This window comes from Enterocloster aldenensis, from assembly GCF_003434055.1.
GTDB lineage: Bacteria > Bacillota > Clostridia > Lachnospirales > Lachnospiraceae > Enterocloster > Enterocloster aldenensis.
Genome location: NZ_QVEX01000007.1, coordinates 109904 through 124656, shown reverse-complemented (window position 1 = coordinate 124656; position 14753 = coordinate 109904). Strand labels below are relative to the sequence as shown.

Here is a 14753-nt window from a genome sequence, read left to right as displayed (position 1 = left end):
CATGAAGAAATATCACCGCGGTGCGGGTTTCATTATATTAGTCATGGCTCTTGTCTTTTCCCTGTCGTCATTGCGGACAGGTATTATTCATGCATCCAATCCTTCCTCCGCCCCTGCGGCCTGCAATGATATGCCGGATGCAGAGGCGCGGACCCTTACAGTGGCATTTTCGCCAGTTCCCGGCATATGTGCCCCTGATGCATATGGCAGTCACAAGGGGCTTCTGGTTGATTATCTCAATGAAATCGCAAAATACAACAACTGGGATTATGAATACATAAGCGTGGACCCGGATCTTCTCCTGGATGAATTTCTCACGGGAAAATATGATTTATTGGGAGGCATCTTTTATCTAAAAAGCTATGAGTCCCGGATTGCATACCCCAAATACAGCATGGGCAACAGTAAGGCCGTGCTTCTCTGCCAAAAGGATGACCCCGACATAAAGAGCTACGAGCTTAACACCTTGAACGGCAAAATAATCGGCGTCTATGAACATGCCATTGAAAAGCGTCAGAGACTCCGTAATTTCCTCCAGCTCAATAACCTGCAATGCGGTATCCGCACCTATTCTTCTGAGGAGATTGAGGAGGACGGCAACATGTACCGCTTCCTGGAATCCGGGGAGGTGGACCTCCTTCTGGGCAATGAATCAGAAGCAGACAATTACCGGGTTGCCGCGGAATTCCCGGCACAGCCCTATTATGTCGTGACCCATGAGGGAAATGATGATATACTGGACGGCCTGAACCTGGGACTTGAGAAAATACTTAACTCCGACCCCAAATTCGCCGAGGAACATTATGAGAAGAACTTTAACAATATAAATAATTCCAAAATCCAGCTGAGCAGTGAAGAACAGGCCTATATTGCATCCAAACAGACCGTGACCGTTGCCGTGGTAAATGCCTGGCACCCGTTCTACTGCCTGGGGGATAAAACAGACCATCACAATGGGATTCTTCCTGACCTGCTTGAGAATATCTCGGATTACTCCGGCCTTGCCTTTGATTATGTGTTTACGGATACCTACGAGGAAGCGGTCCAGCTGGTAAAGGAACGAAAGGCTGATATACTGGGCTATTACCTGGATTCCCAGGAATCAGCCGCTGCTGACGGACTTGCGGTTTCCAAAGCTTATATAACCCTCAACAATATCATTGTCAAAAACAAGTCCGCCAACTATCCGTCCGATGGCCTGACAGCCGGCGTCATGGACGGGTGCCGTGTTCCCGATTCAATCGCGGCCGCCCATGTACGCTCCTTCGCCACGCCGCGTGATTACCTGGACGCCGTTAACCGGGGGGAGATTGATTTTGTGTATGGTATTTCCCCTGCAATTGAGCATGAGATGCAGGCGCACAGGTATACCAACATTGTACCGTTAAGCAGCATCAATAATAACATGGAAATCAGCTTTGCAATGGACCGCCCCATTAATCCGGACCTGATGACAATCCTGAACAAATCCATCTTCAGCCTGTCCGAGGAAGAAAGGAATACCATTTCCGACCGCAATCTGGTATCCATGGGTTACTCCACCATGACAATGGGGGAGCTGATTTATGCCAACCCGGTGGCTTTTATAGCTATCTTCAGTGCGTTTGTACTGCTGTCCGCCATATCCGTCCTGCTCATCATGAAGGCGCGGCTTCGGAACGCCATGATCCAGGGCGAACTTGAAAAAGCAGAGGCCCAAAGCAGGGCCAAAGGAGAGTTCCTGTCCAGGATGAGCCATGAAATCCGTACGCCCATGAACGCTATCATGGGGCTGGCAAACCTGACCTGTATGGAGGAGCGGCTGCCTGAACGTGTGGAAACAAATTTAAAAAAGATACTGTCCTCCTCCCAATACCTGCTGTCCCTCATCAATGATATCCTGGACATGTCCAGGATTGAGAACGGGAAAATGGAAATCATGGACGAGGTTTTCTCCCTCCGCCGCCTATTATCAGACCTGGAAGGGATGATGCGCAGCCAGGCTGAATCCAAAGGCATCCTGTTCACAGTGGACTTAGATATCACCCATTCCGATATCCAGGGAGACCCGGTGCGGCTGAGGCAGGTACTGGTGAACCTGCTGTCCAACGCAGTCAAATTCACGCCCGAGGGCGGTCAGATACGACTCCTTGTCCAGGAAACAGGATCTGATGAAACCAGGGCCGCATTCCTTTTCTCAGTAAAAGACAACGGCATTGGGATTGCGCAAGAACATCAGAAACGGATTTTCGATTCCTTTGAGCAGATCGGGTCTTCCAGCGCAAAGAGCGCCGGGACAGGCCTTGGCCTTCCCATCAGCAGCAGTATTGTAAATGCAATGGGCGGTGAACTGAAGGTAAGGAGTTCGCCTCACAAAGGGGCTGAGTTTTATTTCCAGGTCGTGTTTCAGCTGTCCGGCCATCCTGCGGAAACCGCGCCGTCGGTTCCGGAACCAAAGGTACCTGGGCCCGCCCCCCTGGACGGTGTGCGGATCCTGCTGGCAGAAGACAATGACCTGAACGCGGAGATTGCAACCGAACTGCTTCAGATGAACGGGGCCCACATAGAACGCGTATCCAATGGACTGGAAGCCCTGGAGTACTTTACCGGAAACCCGGCCGGCACGTATCATGTAATCCTAATGGATATCCGCATGCCGGTGATGGACGGCCTGGAGGCCACCAGGCGGATCCGGTCCAGCACGGATCCAGACGGCAGTTCCATTCCCATTGTTGCCATGACGGCCAATTCCTTTAAGGAGGATTCTGACGCGGCTGCCCAGGCCGGTATGACCGGATTTGTATCCAAACCAGTGGACATGGCATATCTGCTGGATGTATTGAAACAGAATCTATCTAAGTAAGGCATAAAGGGGATGTTCCTGTCTATTGTCCGGATTTCCACTGCCTTATCTGCTCCAGACGCCTTTTGATTCCCGGTTCTTCGCCCTGGCCGTCTGGATGGTAATACTGCCTGTCTGCCAGCGCATCCGGCAGGCACTGCATACGGGCCATCTTCTCTCCCGTGTCATGGGCATATACGTAGCCCTCCCCGTAATGCAGTTCCTCCATCAGTTTCGTGGGCGCGTTCCGTATATTTAACGGAACCGTCTCCGCCATGGTTGCCTGGGCATCCTCTTTTGCTGTCTCATAGGCCACATAGGCAGAATTGGACTTGGGGGCCATGGACAGGTAGATGACCGTATGGCTCAGATGCACATTACACTCAGGCATGCCCAGAAAATGACATGCCTGGTATGCGGCCACCGCAAGGGGAAGGGCCTGGCTGTCCGCCATCCCCACATCCTCACTGGCAAACCGGATTAACCGTCTTGCCACATACAGGGGATCCTCCCCTGCCTCCAGCATCCTTGCCAGCCAGTAAACCGCTGCGTCCGGATCCGAGTTGCGCATGGACTTGTGGAGCGCGGATATGATATTATAATGTTCCTCCCCCTTCTTATCATAGAGGAAGCTTTTCTTCCCAATGCACTGCTTCAGTACCTCCATGGTCACCGTGGTCTTATCCGCGCTGATTTCCCCGTTGGTCACAGCCATCTCCAAAGTATTAAGGGCTGTCCTGGCATCTCCTGCCGCAAACTGGGCTATCATATCCAGCATATGGTCATCCATATCCACATTCAGATAACCCAGCCCTTTTGGATGCTTAAGCGCCTTTTTTAAGAGGGCTGCCAAATCCTCCTGGGTCAGGGCCTGAAGCACAAATACCCTGCACCGTGAAAGAAGTGCGCCGTTGATTTCAAAAGAGGGGTTCTCCGTGGTGGCGCCAATCAGTATGATGCTGCCTTTTTCCACATAGGGAAGGAAGGCGTCCTGCTGGGCTTTATTAAAGCGGTGGATCTCGTCCACGAACACCACGGTCTTGATTCCCATCCTCCGGCTGTTCTCAGCCTGGGCCATCACCTCTTTAATCTCCTTTATGCCGCTGGTGACCGCGCTGAAATTAATGAATTCAGCATGGGTTTTGTGGGCAATGATACCTGCAAGCGTGGTTTTTCCCACACCTGGCGGCCCCCAGAATATCATGGACGGGATTTTGTCCTGCTCTATGAGCTGACGGAGTATCTTTCCCTTTCCCAGCAGATGTTCCTGCCCCACAAACCCGTCCAGGTCATCCGGCCTGAGCCGGCTGGCCAGGGGGTTATAGACCTGACGGTCATCAAACAATGACATCTGTTCCATCATCTTTATCACCTTCCCGTATACGTTCTATTATTTTCCGATAATCATGCGGTTATCGGCAGCTATATTAAATATAACATGAAAGGCACCGGCTTTCCAGATAATCCGTGTCACGCCGGGCGGGAATGCGGACTTTATCGGCACGGCGGCGGTCATGGAAAGCCTGATGCGGGATGCTGATTTACCGCAGAACATGATTTACCTGTCACACATCCCCCAATGCCTTGTCTAATTAATTAAAGGAGGTATAAGAGAATGAATAAAAACCAGAATGTATCAGAATTAATTGACATGGCAGCCGGCGGGGACAAGGAATCCCTTGAGGCGCTGATTGGCAGCATCCAGGACATGGTGTTCAATCTATCACTGCGGATGCTTGGAACATTTCCTGACGCCGAGGACGCGTCCCAGGATATCCTTTTAAAGGTGATGACCCATCTTTCCTCGTTTAAAAAGGAAAGCAGCTTCTCCACCTGGGTGTTCCGCATTGCCGCCAACCACCTGATTAACTACAAAAAGCATATGTTTGCCCAGGGTCCCCTGAATTTTGAATTCTATGGCAATGATATCCGCAGCGGGATGCCCCGGGACCTTCCTGACCTGACCCAGGACGTTGATAAGGAGCTTCTTGCAGAGGAGCTTAAAATGTCCTGCACCAATGTAATGCTCCAGTGTCTTGATATGGAAAGCCGCTGTATCTTCATCCTGGGCACCATGTTCAAATTAGACAGCACCGCAGCCGGGTCCATCCTTAATATGACGCCGGAAGCTTACCGCCAGCGTCTTTCCAGGATACGCAGGAAAATGGCTGATTTCCTCACCGCGTACTGCGGCGAATACGGTTCCGGAACATGCCGCTGCGCCAACCGGCTGAACTATGCCATCCAAAGCCGGAGGCTGAATCCCCAGGTCCTGGATTATACGTCTGCAAAGGAAATCGATCCTGAAACAACCGTAAGTTTTAAAAACGCCATGGAAGACATTGACGGCCTTGCTTCCTATTTTGCATTCTGCCGGATGTATGAATCACCGGAACGGACAAAACAGTTCCTTTCCAGTTTTTTAGAATCCCCCTCACTGTCATTGGTAAAGAACGCATAGGAGGACTGCCAATGAAGGACAGCATAATGCTAACATACCTGACTGATTTAAGCCATAACAATGACCGCCAATGGTATCACGCCCATAAAGAGGAATTCCTGGCAGCTAAGACTGAATTTGAAGGCCTGGTCCAGGAACTGATTTACAGGGTTGGGAAAACCGACAGCAGCATCCTGAACCAGAATCCCAGGGACCTGACCTTTAAGCTGGTAAGGAATACCCGTTTCAGTCATGACAAATCCCCTTACAACCCGGCTTTTTGCGCCCATATCTCCTCCAAAGGCAAGCTTCCCATCCCGGCCAGTGGGAACAGGTCATCCAGTCTCCTGATTTCAAGGAGACCTTCACGGTCCAGGGCATGGCATTGAAAAATGTCCCCCGCGGTTATGACAGGGAACATCCCATGGCAGACTATCTGAAATTCAAAAGCTGGTACCTGGAGTACCCGGTCAGCAATCCGGTTGTGGAGGATACGGAGCAGTTCCTGGAACTGGCCGTGGATATTTTCCTGAAAATGAAGCCCTTTAACGATTATCTGAACCAGGCCCTTGCAGGGTTTAAAATGCCTGAGAGATGAGGGGTACGGCCTGGCTGACCGGACCGGATGCCAGGCTAACCGGCCTGGATGCCAGGCTAACCGGACTGGATCCAGGCTAACTGGACTGGTTCCAGGACCGGGCAGCAGGATACGTTTGAGGGCCCGGACGTTTTTCCATGTCCAGTGCCTTCCTGATTGCGGGAATCATTTCCCTAATATACTGGTATCCTATCTCCATGCACGCCTCCATTTTGTCAAATGAGAGAAGTCCGGCATCCTTGGGGAGAGGCAGATGGAGCCGGAGCGCCTCGGACGGAGGGCGGCATTCTTCCAAAAGGCTGCCCATAATGGAAAATGAATGGGAAAGCACTTCAATCACGGAATCGTCATCCGGCGCCGAGTACGGCGCTCCAACGTCCACGGCAATGACAGGCCCGGCCCCGGCAGCCTTTAAAAGCCCGCCCGGCTGGTTGTGGGTAACGCCTCCGTCCACCAGAAGCCAGGACCCTATTTTTCTGGGGGCAAATATGCCAGGCACACTGGAGCTGGCCATCATGGCCTCACACAGATAGGCGTCCCAGGTCCATCTCACATGCATCTGCGCCCCGGCTGTTTCTGAATTGGTAAAACAAAGGGTCTGGCCGCTAATCAGGTCCACTGCCGGAATTACAAGCTTTACCACGGATTCATCCAGCTGCTTTCCTGCGGTAAGCTCACATAAATAGGACAGCAGCTTATCTCCTTTTATATATCCCTGGAGGCTGATTTTTCTCCCGGTGAGAAGCCTGGGCACAAACTCCATGATTCCGGAATAATCCGGGTCCAGGTAGTCATTTCCATGGGCAGCCAGCTGGCGTACTGCTTTCTCCATTTCACTGACCGGCATGCCGGAGGCATACAGCCCCGCCGCAATGCTGCCCGCGCTGGTGCCGGCCACTGCATCCGGCAGGAGCCGCGCTTCCTCCAGAGCCTTCAGTACACCCACATGGGCAGCCCCCCTGGTCCCGCCCCCTGACAATGCCAGTCCATAATGCATAAAGGTCCCCTCCGGATCCCACATCCTATGATATAGGATATGACGGAGAGGACTTGGGTGTGTTTTTATTTTCTTCCTTTTTATTCCATCCAGGTCCCGGCGGACGGATTTACATAGTGGGGGGTAAACTCCACCCATCTGTAGTCCTGGATGCCATGCAGTTTAAATGGTTCATGGTCAAGATACTCTTCCAGCTGGTCAGCGGTCCCTGTCCTTATAATAAAAACGCCTCCGCCCATATCTGCCTTTAATCCGGAAATCAAGATGCTTCCCTGGTCCATGGCTTTCTGTGTATAGGCCATGTGCTGTTTCATGATGGCGTCATCCATGTTTTCCGCTGCCCGGATGATTCCTTCTACTAAAAAATATCTCACAATCACCCCTCCTGTCAGTTATCCCCTGCGCTTTTGGCCGTGCCTCGAATTGCGTTTTCCATCTGCGGGTTCTTTTGGTATTATACCACGGATGTCCCATGGGATTCATATGTTTTGAAAAAATGGCAGGCTTCCTCCAGCATCTCCCCGCAGATCCGCACAACCAGCCCGATGCCATTGCCGGACAGGCTGTCAAAATGAATCCCGCACTCCACGCTGACCGGCTCCCCAAGGATACGGCAAAGGGTTTCTGACCACTGGCTGCTGATTACCCCGTCTTTGTGTCCCGGAAACTGGACAGTCGTTGTGTCCTGTCCCGGCCCGGTCCGGCTGAAAGCGCCCACATGGGTCCTTGAGCCGCCTATGATCAGGACGCCGGCCCCCTCGTCCAGACGGAACATATATGCCCTGATGCAGCCGGAGACCTCCGGCTCATCAATCCATCTTTCTATCATGGCAGGGCAGGGCGGCCTTTCCATACGGTTCTTTTCCATACGGTCCTTATCCATACGGTCCTTTTCCATATCCGTCAGCCTCCCCAACGCCTGAAGCCTTCATATTCCATGCCCAGCTGGTCCATTATCCTTCCCACCACATGACCGGTCATCTCCTCCAGTGTTTCCGGCTTATGATAATAGCTGAGGACCGGCGGAAGGATGACCGCGCCCATCTGGGACAATTCGTACATGTTGCGCAGATGAACCGGGCTCAGCGGGCATTCCCTGGCCACCAGCACCAGCCTGCGCCGCTCCTTCAAGGTCACATCCGCTGCCCTGAGGAGCAAGTTATCACTATATCCGCTGTGAATTCCCGCCAGGGTCTTCATGCTGCACGGGACCACGGCCATGCCCAGGGTCTTAAAGCTTCCGCTGGCCAGGGCCGCGCCCAGGTCCTGGTTGTCATAGACCACATCTGCCAGCTGCCCGATTTGTGCCGCGGACATCCCGGTTTCCTGTTCAATGGTCATGGCCCCGCCTTTTGAGATGACCAGGTGGGTCTGCACCCGCTCTTTTTTAAGCGCCTTTAAAAGGGCGGCCGCAATGGGCGCGCCCGAGGCGCCGCTGATTCCTATGACAATCCTGTCAGCCATTTTTCCGGATCCACCTCCATGAAACGCGCCCTGACAAACCGCTTCTTCTGGTCATAGGGCACGGTACAGTCAAAGATTGTCTTGCATGCAATGCCCTTCCCACGGATGCCCGTCGAACACTCCGGGGTATTGGACGGGTCCAAGGGATGGCAGCGCACGCCGGGAATCGTAATGATATCCGCATCTCCCTGGAACCTGGTATTCATGGCCCACAGTACATCGCCCATGTCAAAACAATCCACATCCTCATCCACCAGGAACACATGCTTTAACTCGCTGAATGCTGAAAATGCAAGCAGGGCCGCCTGGCGCTGCCGCCCCTCATCGCTTTCCGTCTTTTTTTGGAACTGCAGCACCGCCATGTATTTGCCCCCTCCTGCCGATGGACAGTATACATTCTTAAGCCGACCTGGCATGGCCTTTTCCACCATGCCGTAGATGCTGGCCTCTGTGGGGATTCCGGCCATGGACACATGTTCCTCGCTGGGACCGATACAGGTCTGCATGATGGGATTTTTCCTGTGGGTCACTGCCTTTACCCGGATGAGCCGGCACTGGCTGCTGGCAGGTCCTGTATAGCCCGGAAATTCCGGCATGGCGAATCCCGTATGGCTGTTCTTGTCCTCCTGGACCCGCGCGCCCGGAACCACTTCCCCTTCAATCACATACTCCGCATTGGCAATGGCCCTCTCCGCAACCGTAAGGCATCTGCACAGCTTCACCGGCTCTCCCCTGAGCGCGCCTGCAATGGACAATTCATCGTACCAAAGGGGGGTTGTGGGCGGCTCAAAGCAGGAACCGATTTCAATGGCAGGGTCCACGCCAATGCTGATGGATATGGGCAGGGTCTGTCCCAGTTCTTCCGCCCGTTCCGCCATGGCGCCTATATGCCGCGCCCCCGGGGTAAAGAAAATGGACAATTCATCCTTTCCCTGTATGCAGAGGCGGTGGATGGTCACATCACTGGCCCCTGTGTCGGGATGGCTGGCATAACACATTCCCAGGGTGATATATGGCCCCGCGTCATCCGGCGTATTGGTGGGCGCGGGCACCAGCCTGGCCAAATCGAATCCCGGTTCTTCTGCCAGATGCACCACTTCCTGACAGGCTGCCTTTTCCTCTGACACAACCGGATTAAGGGGGTGTGACGCACATTCCCACAGCTTTTTCCCCAGTTCCTCAGTCCGGCAGCCAAAAAGGGCGGCCACACGGGTCCTGCTTGAAAGGAGACCGATTGCCACCTTTGCGCCCGGGTGTCCTTTTATCCTGTTAAATACCATGGCAGGTCCTTCCTTTGTGGGGCGCATGACCGTACCTCCCGCGCCGATGTAACGGTATACGCCGGAAAGCTCCGCCCTGGGGTCCACCTCCACCTCTGTCTCTGCGTACTGGCCTGGCATTGATTTTAAAAGCTCCAGGGCAGAACGCAGGTCATTTACCTTTTGTCCCACCTGATATACCTCCTCTTCTTCATTTTTCCATAAAAAACTTCTATGTCCAGTTTATATTCTTTCACCTATGGAATCAATTCAAGTTGTGGTATAATTGTTTCCATAATGGAATTATTGGAGGCAGGCCATGACATTTGAACAATTACAATGCTTTATTGCATCCGTGGAGGAAAAGACCTTTTTAGATGCAGCCCATTCCCTTTATATCTCCCAGTCCTCCCTTTCCAAACAAATCATGAAACTGGAACAGGAGCTGGGGGTCATGCTTTGGGACAGAAGCAGGCGCAAGGCCGGACTGACAGAGGCCGGGAACATTTTTTACCAGGACGCCCTTATTCTGCTGAAACAGTACTCCCAGGCCAGGAACCGGCTGGACCGGTTCCGGACAGAGTCACAGCTGACACTGTCCGTGGGCACGCTGCCCATCCTAACCCAATACCAGCTCACGCCCGGATTCCGGGACTTCCAGGCAGCCCATCCCGGCATACGCCTGTCCCTTCATGAGGTGGAGGAGCCGGAACTGATGGAGGGGTTTGAAAAGGGGATTTATGACCTGGTAATCGGCCGGGAGGCTATGTTTTACGGGGCCAACTGCCAGACACAGCTCATTGCCGGCGACCAGCTGGCTGCCGTGCTGGATTCCAGCCACCCCCTGGCTTTTAGAAGCAGTCTTTGCCTGGAGGAACTGAAGGATGAGGATTTTATATTCATGAATCCTTACACCTCCATCTATAACCTGTGTGTAATCCGGTGCCGTGAGGCCGGTTTTTCCCCCAGGATCCTGCGCACCGCACGTGTTGAGTCCATACTGAGCGCAGTGCTCATCGGCGAGGGGATCAGCCTGCTGGCAGGGAACAGCGTGCGCATATTCAAACCGGAACACATTGCAGTCATTCCGCTGACGCCAAAAATCCCCCTCCCCGTGGTCCTTGCCAGGCATAAGGAACGCCCGGTCACCAGGGCAATGGAGCTGTTCTGGAACACGGCCTTTGCCGGTATGGCGTGAATAGCAGGCGCCTGTACAAAGACAGGGCGCCTCCGCGCAGCAATGGTCCTGTCTGCATTTAGGGGCGCCCTTAGGTTATGTTGTTTTATTTTATCATATCCGATGCCGTGCCGATCAGATTTCCAATCCCTTGGCGTACAGCTTATATGTTTCCAGATGGGTCAGTTCCACGTCTTCCAGCGTGACAGGGTCTCCCTTTTTCACATCCCGAAGCAGGGTTGTGCCGTTTAGCAGATAGAACGGCGCCAGGTGCCCGACAGACCTGCTCTCAAGAAGCTCAGGAATCAGTCCGTCTATGGAATGATGGTGGCCCTGCACCTTAAGCTCAGTGCCTTTTGACAGATCCCTCTCCGCCACACCGGCCAGGACCGATACCTGACGGCATTCCGGGTGTGTGCCGATTCCCATTAAGTCCCCTAACAGGATGGATACCGGGGTTTCAAGGCCCATATAGTGGTATGGGTAATAGATGCAGCAGTACTTGCCGTTTTTGCTCATCACATGGCCTTTGCCCTTTAGGATATCCCACATCTTTTCATTTTCACACCTGACAATGATGAATTCACCGCCGCAGAAAGAAGCCTCATCTGTTCCGCGCAGATTGTAGAACACGTCCACCACGCCTGTTTTCTTTAAGATACCGCCGTCTTCCTCCGGAATAAAAATGTCCGCAAGTTCGCTGGTCTTGGCAATGGGATAGCTTAAGAACGGCGAGGAAGGCACGAATCCGGTTATGTTGGAAACAAGGTTCATCTCGCACAGGTCGGCGGATATGACGCCGGTATATTTTTCCAGCATCTTACGGCGCGCCTCCAGCGTCTTTACGCCTTTGTAATACCAATGGTCCATCATTTCAGGCAAGGGCTGGGTTGTCTGGCTGCCGTCTGTCAGGGTAAATTCCCCTGTCTCCCTGTCCCAGACAAAGTCGTACTCGCTGGCCTTTCCCGCACACACCACATCAAGGCCCAGAAGCCTTGCCCATGAATAGAGGTCTAACAGGTTCCTTGGCTGGTCTCCGTTCACCAGGGAATATACCGCCCCGTTCTCAGCCGCCACCTGGTTCAACAGCGGGCCGCACACACTGTCCGTTTCCTTGGAAACCATGTAGACGTTAATTCCCCTGCCAAGGGCCAAAAGGGCTGCGTCAGAACTTACGGCCGTATTGCCGGTGCACTCCACAAGGGCCGTAACCCCGCATTCCACCACCAGCCGGTAATCGCTGACAATCAGGACCGCGTCCTCCGGCGCGCGGTCAATCTGCTCCTTATCCTGGCAGACCACAATGTGTTTTTCATCGTATCCGATTTCCTTCAGCACATCCAGGCACTCGTCCGTGTGCCTGGAGCTGATGACCCGCAGCTGCATGTGCTTTACCTTGGGAATCTGGGCAAGCAGGGTATAGCCGTAACCGCGGGTCGCGCCGATGATTCCCACTTTTGATATTTTTCCGCTGTTGTCATTTATTAAATTCGTATAATCCATATGTTTAATACTCCCCTTCATTGATTCATATGCTTGATTGATCTGTTGGATTGATCTGTCTGGTTCATCTGATTGTCCTGCCGCGGGTTCATGGCCGGAATACAATCTTGATTGCGGCATCGTCCTTGTCCGCCAGGTCAAAACCGGCCTTTATGTCAGCCAGCTTAAACTCATTGGTTATTAACGGCTTGATCCTGACCGTTCCCTGGATGATTGGGCGCAGGGTGTCGGGAACCCAGACATAGCGCTGCTGCCATGTGTGGTGTACCAGGCAGGTATTTACAAATTCCAGGCCGTCATCATGCCAGCGGCTGATATTCAGGGTCACCGGCGTGGTTACCCAGCTGTAGAACACAAATTTACCGTTGTGGCGTATCATTGCGCTGGCCGCGTTAAAGGATTCCGCTGTTCCGGCAGCCTCCACCACCACGTCCGCACCGCGTCCTCCGGTCAGCGCCTTTACCTTTGCAACCGGGTCCTCTTCTCTGGAGTTGACCACCACGTCTGCTCCCAGGGATTTCGCCAGGTCCAGCTTGCCCTCCAGCACATCCACCACGATTACCTGATAGGCGCCCTTTAATTTGGAGCACTGGGCAATGATCTGTCCGGCATAACCACCGCCCATGATGACCACCGTATCCCCCAGCTGCACGCCGGTATTGAGTCCGGAATACATGGCGCAGGCCGTGGGCTCGCCCAGGGCGGCTATATCCATATCCAGGCCGTCCGGAACCGGCTGGAGCTGAAATGCCTTGGATTTGAAGTAATCGGCAAAGTTATTGTTCCAGCCGAATGCCATTACCTTGTCGCCCACTTTATAGTCGCTGACACGGTCTCCCACCGCAACAACCGTTCCCCCGCTCTCATGCCCAAGGAGGAATGGGAATTCAGGCGGCTGGCGGAACTCCGCTGTCTGGGGCGGCATGGACCCCCTGTAAAAGCTTTTGTCCGATCCGCAGATTCCCATCATATGATTCCTGACAATGATGTCATCCTCCCCGCATTCCAATTCACGTTCAATTAACTCGATGTCATATGCTTTGTTCAGGCGCGCTGCCCGTGTTACAAATTTTTCCATTTATCAGTTTCCTTTCTTGTTTCTGTACTATCCGGCATCACGCCTGGTACATCCCTGCGCCAATACCGGTGAAGGGTTAAATCACATGCAGTGCAAACAGGATGCAGGTAAAAATGGCGCCGATGAACCCAGCCACCGTGGACGCGCCGCCAACCGCGCGGATACCCTGGTTCACGTCCATATTGGACATGGACACGGTTACCCAGAATCCGGAGGAATTGGCATGCTTGAACATCAGGGCGCCTGTTCCACAGGCCAGGAAGGCTGCGATTGGGGAAATGCCCAGGGTTGCCAGCATTGGCTCTACCAGCGCTGCCGCCGTCATGACCCCAAGGGCATTGGAGCCGGTTACCACATGGATGATGGCCGCGATGATGATGGGAATCAGGATGGCCGGGAAGGAGGACTGCACGATGATGTCCGCAATCTTCTCAGCAACGCCTGCGTTCTTTACAAAGGTTGCCAGGGCGCCGCCCATACCGGTAACAACAATTGGCATTGCAGCTGCAACGATTCCTTCATTTACCCAGTCGTTTAATACTTTTTTGCTCTTCCATTCCTTGCCTGTGAGAAGCAGGGAAAGGATACATCCTGTAAACAGGGCTGCCAGCGGGCTGCCGATGAAAGCAAAGAAGTTTGCCACCGGCGTCTCCGGCACCATGACAGATGCAACGGTGTTAGCCAGGATTAAGAACAGGGGGAACAGGATGGGAAGCAGGGACTTTGACAGGGACGGAAGTTCCATGTGTTCAGTCTCCTCTGCCGCCTTTAAGAATTCCTCCTTTGGAAGCACTGGTGTCTTTAACGTCATGCAATAGATGGTGGCGCCGATGACGCTTGGGATTGCGACAATGAGCCCCCACAGGATGGCCTGGCCCAGAGGTACGTTTAACAGGGCGGCAGCAGATACAGGACCGGGTGTGGGAGGTACCAGGGAAGCGGTTACCAGGGCGCCCAGATAAAGGGCCGCGCCGTAGCTCATCATGGACTTCTTGGTCTGCACTGCCAACAGTGATACGATGGGGATTAACAGGATGACCACGGTATCAGCAAAAATCGGTATGCCCAGGATAAAGGAACTGAGGGCAATGGCCCAGATCATGTTCTTCTCGCCAACCAGCTTAATGGCCCATTTAGTAATACGCACAGCCGCGCCTGTTTTCTCCAGGACAGTGCCCATGGTGCATCCAAGGAAGATGACGATTGCCACGCTTTTGATGGTTCCGGAGAAGCCGCTGTTTATGGTTCCCTCAATCTCAGCCCATGGGGTTCCCAGTGCAATTGCCAGTATCAGGGCAGCAATCAGAATTCCCATTGCCGCATTGACCTTGCATTTGGAGATGAGGAAAATCATTAACAGGATTACAAGTGCAAAAACAATAAGTACATATGATGTTGACATAAAACCAACCCTCC

14 protein-coding genes are annotated in these 14753 nt (G+C 53.3%); 5 read left to right on the top strand and 9 right to left on the bottom strand.

The window, feature by feature from the left end:
- Window position 1: 1 nt before the first annotated feature.
- Entirely contained in the window at window positions 2-2842 is a 2841-nt protein-coding gene (locus DWX59_RS15750; protein WP_117560167.1) for an ATP-binding protein, read from the top strand.
- A 22-nt stretch (window positions 2843-2864) separates the two neighbouring features.
- Here the strand turns inward: DWX59_RS15750 and DWX59_RS15745 are convergent, their stop codons facing one another.
- Complete coding sequence (locus tag DWX59_RS15745; protein ID WP_117560288.1) at window positions 2865-4181, bottom strand: replication-associated recombination protein A; 1317 nt, start codon at window positions 4179-4181, stop codon at window positions 2865-2867.
- A 255-nt stretch (window positions 4182-4436) separates the two neighbouring features.
- Here DWX59_RS15745 and DWX59_RS15740 point away from each other — a divergent pair, with 255 nt between their 5' ends.
- From DWX59_RS15740 to DWX59_RS30015, 3 genes are read left to right on the top strand one after another with little or no spacing between them, the layout of a single operon-like run.
- Entirely contained in the window at window positions 4437-5282 is an 846-nt protein-coding gene (locus tag DWX59_RS15740) for an RNA polymerase sigma factor (RefSeq protein ID WP_117560166.1), read from the top strand.
- Window positions 5283-5293: 11 nt separating this feature from the next.
- Entirely contained in the window at window positions 5294-5650 is a 357-nt protein-coding gene (locus tag DWX59_RS30020) for a DUF2461 family protein (protein WP_353626769.1), read from the top strand.
- On the top strand, window positions 5542-5859 hold the full coding sequence (locus DWX59_RS30015) for a DUF2461 family protein (protein WP_330665918.1): 318 nt from the start codon (window positions 5542-5544) through the stop codon (window positions 5857-5859). The genes DWX59_RS30020 and DWX59_RS30015 overlap by 109 nt, the downstream gene beginning before the upstream one ends.
- Window positions 5860-5935: 76 nt before the next feature.
- Here DWX59_RS30015 and DWX59_RS15730 read toward each other — a convergent pair whose 3' ends face one another.
- The 5 genes from DWX59_RS15730 to DWX59_RS15710 all read right to left on the bottom strand — a co-directional run bounded on the left by DWX59_RS15730 (window position 5936) and on the right by DWX59_RS15710 (window position 9771).
- The gene (locus DWX59_RS15730; protein WP_117560165.1) at window positions 5936-6856 is read right to left on the bottom strand and encodes a patatin-like phospholipase family protein; all 921 of its coding nucleotides are present in this window, start codon (window positions 6854-6856) and stop codon (window positions 5936-5938) included.
- 80 nt (window positions 6857-6936) lie between these two features.
- Window positions 6937-7230: a YciI family protein gene (locus tag DWX59_RS15725; protein ID WP_117560164.1), complete on the bottom strand. Its 294-nt coding sequence runs from the start codon at window positions 7228-7230 to the stop codon at window positions 6937-6939.
- An 80-nt stretch (window positions 7231-7310) separates the two neighbouring features.
- A complete protein-coding gene (gene lpdD / locus DWX59_RS15720; RefSeq protein ID WP_227116720.1) occupies window positions 7311-7754 on the bottom strand; it encodes a prenylated flavin chaperone LpdD in 444 nt (147 codons plus the stop codon).
- 5 nt (window positions 7755-7759) lie between these two features.
- Window positions 7760-8320, bottom strand: a complete 561-nt coding sequence (locus DWX59_RS15715; protein WP_117560286.1) for a UbiX family flavin prenyltransferase — start codon at window positions 8318-8320, stop codon at window positions 7760-7762.
- Entirely contained in the window at window positions 8299-9771 is a 1473-nt protein-coding gene (locus DWX59_RS15710) for a UbiD family decarboxylase (protein WP_117560163.1), read from the bottom strand. Before DWX59_RS15710 ends, DWX59_RS15715 begins: the two co-directional genes overlap by 22 nt.
- A 127-nt stretch (window positions 9772-9898) precedes the next feature.
- Here DWX59_RS15710 and DWX59_RS15705 point away from each other — a divergent pair, with 127 nt between their 5' ends.
- Window positions 9899-10777, top strand: coding sequence for a LysR family transcriptional regulator (locus DWX59_RS15705; RefSeq protein ID WP_117560162.1), 879 nt, complete (start codon window positions 9899-9901; stop codon window positions 10775-10777).
- A 114-nt stretch (window positions 10778-10891) separates the two neighbouring features.
- Here the strand turns inward: DWX59_RS15705 and DWX59_RS15700 are convergent, their stop codons facing one another.
- From DWX59_RS15700 to DWX59_RS15690, 3 genes are all read right to left on the bottom strand, one after another.
- Window positions 10892-12259 (bottom strand): homoserine dehydrogenase, encoded by a 1368-nt coding sequence (locus DWX59_RS15700; RefSeq protein WP_117560161.1) that lies wholly within the window; start codon window positions 12257-12259, stop codon window positions 10892-10894.
- Between the two features lie 88 nt (window positions 12260-12347).
- Window positions 12348-13337 (bottom strand): zinc-dependent alcohol dehydrogenase, encoded by a 990-nt coding sequence (locus DWX59_RS15695; protein WP_117560160.1) that lies wholly within the window; start codon window positions 13335-13337, stop codon window positions 12348-12350.
- Window positions 13338-13413: 76 nt separating this feature from the next.
- On the bottom strand, window positions 13414-14739 hold the full coding sequence (locus DWX59_RS15690; RefSeq protein WP_117560159.1) for a GntP family permease: 1326 nt from the start codon (window positions 14737-14739) through the stop codon (window positions 13414-13416).
- Between the last annotated feature and the right edge of the window lie 14 nt (window positions 14740-14753).

Bases quoted from the DNA above. Each gene is read 5' to 3' on its own strand.
- DWX59_RS15750 (WP_117560167.1), top strand. From the start codon at position 2: ATGAAGAAATATCACCGCGGTGCGGGTTTCATTATATTAGTCATGGCT.
- DWX59_RS15745 (WP_117560288.1), bottom strand. From the start codon at position 4,181: ATGGAACAGATGTCATTGTTTGATGACCGTCAGGTCTATAACCCCCTG.
- DWX59_RS15730 (WP_117560165.1), bottom strand. From the start codon at position 6,856: ATGCATTATGGACTGGCATTGTCAGGGGGCGGGACCAGGGGGGCTGCC.
- DWX59_RS15700 (WP_117560161.1), bottom strand. From the start codon at position 12,259: ATGGATTATACGAATTTAATAAATGACAACAGCGGAAAAATATCAAAA.
- lpdD (WP_227116720.1), bottom strand. From the start codon at position 7,754: ATGGAAAAGGACCGTATGGATAAGGACCGTATGGAAAAGAACCGTATG.
- DWX59_RS30020 (WP_353626769.1), top strand. From the start codon at position 5,294: ATGAAGGACAGCATAATGCTAACATACCTGACTGATTTAAGCCATAAC.
- DWX59_RS15695 (WP_117560160.1), bottom strand. From the start codon at position 13,337: ATGGAAAAATTTGTAACACGGGCAGCGCGCCTGAACAAAGCATATGAC.
- DWX59_RS15740 (WP_117560166.1), top strand. From the start codon at position 4,437: ATGAATAAAAACCAGAATGTATCAGAATTAATTGACATGGCAGCCGGC.
- DWX59_RS15705 (WP_117560162.1), top strand. From the start codon at position 9,899: ATGACATTTGAACAATTACAATGCTTTATTGCATCCGTGGAGGAAAAG.
- DWX59_RS15715 (WP_117560286.1), bottom strand. From the start codon at position 8,320: ATGGCTGACAGGATTGTCATAGGAATCAGCGGCGCCTCGGGCGCGCCC.
- DWX59_RS15690 (WP_117560159.1), bottom strand. From the start codon at position 14,739: ATGTCAACATCATATGTACTTATTGTTTTTGCACTTGTAATCCTGTTA.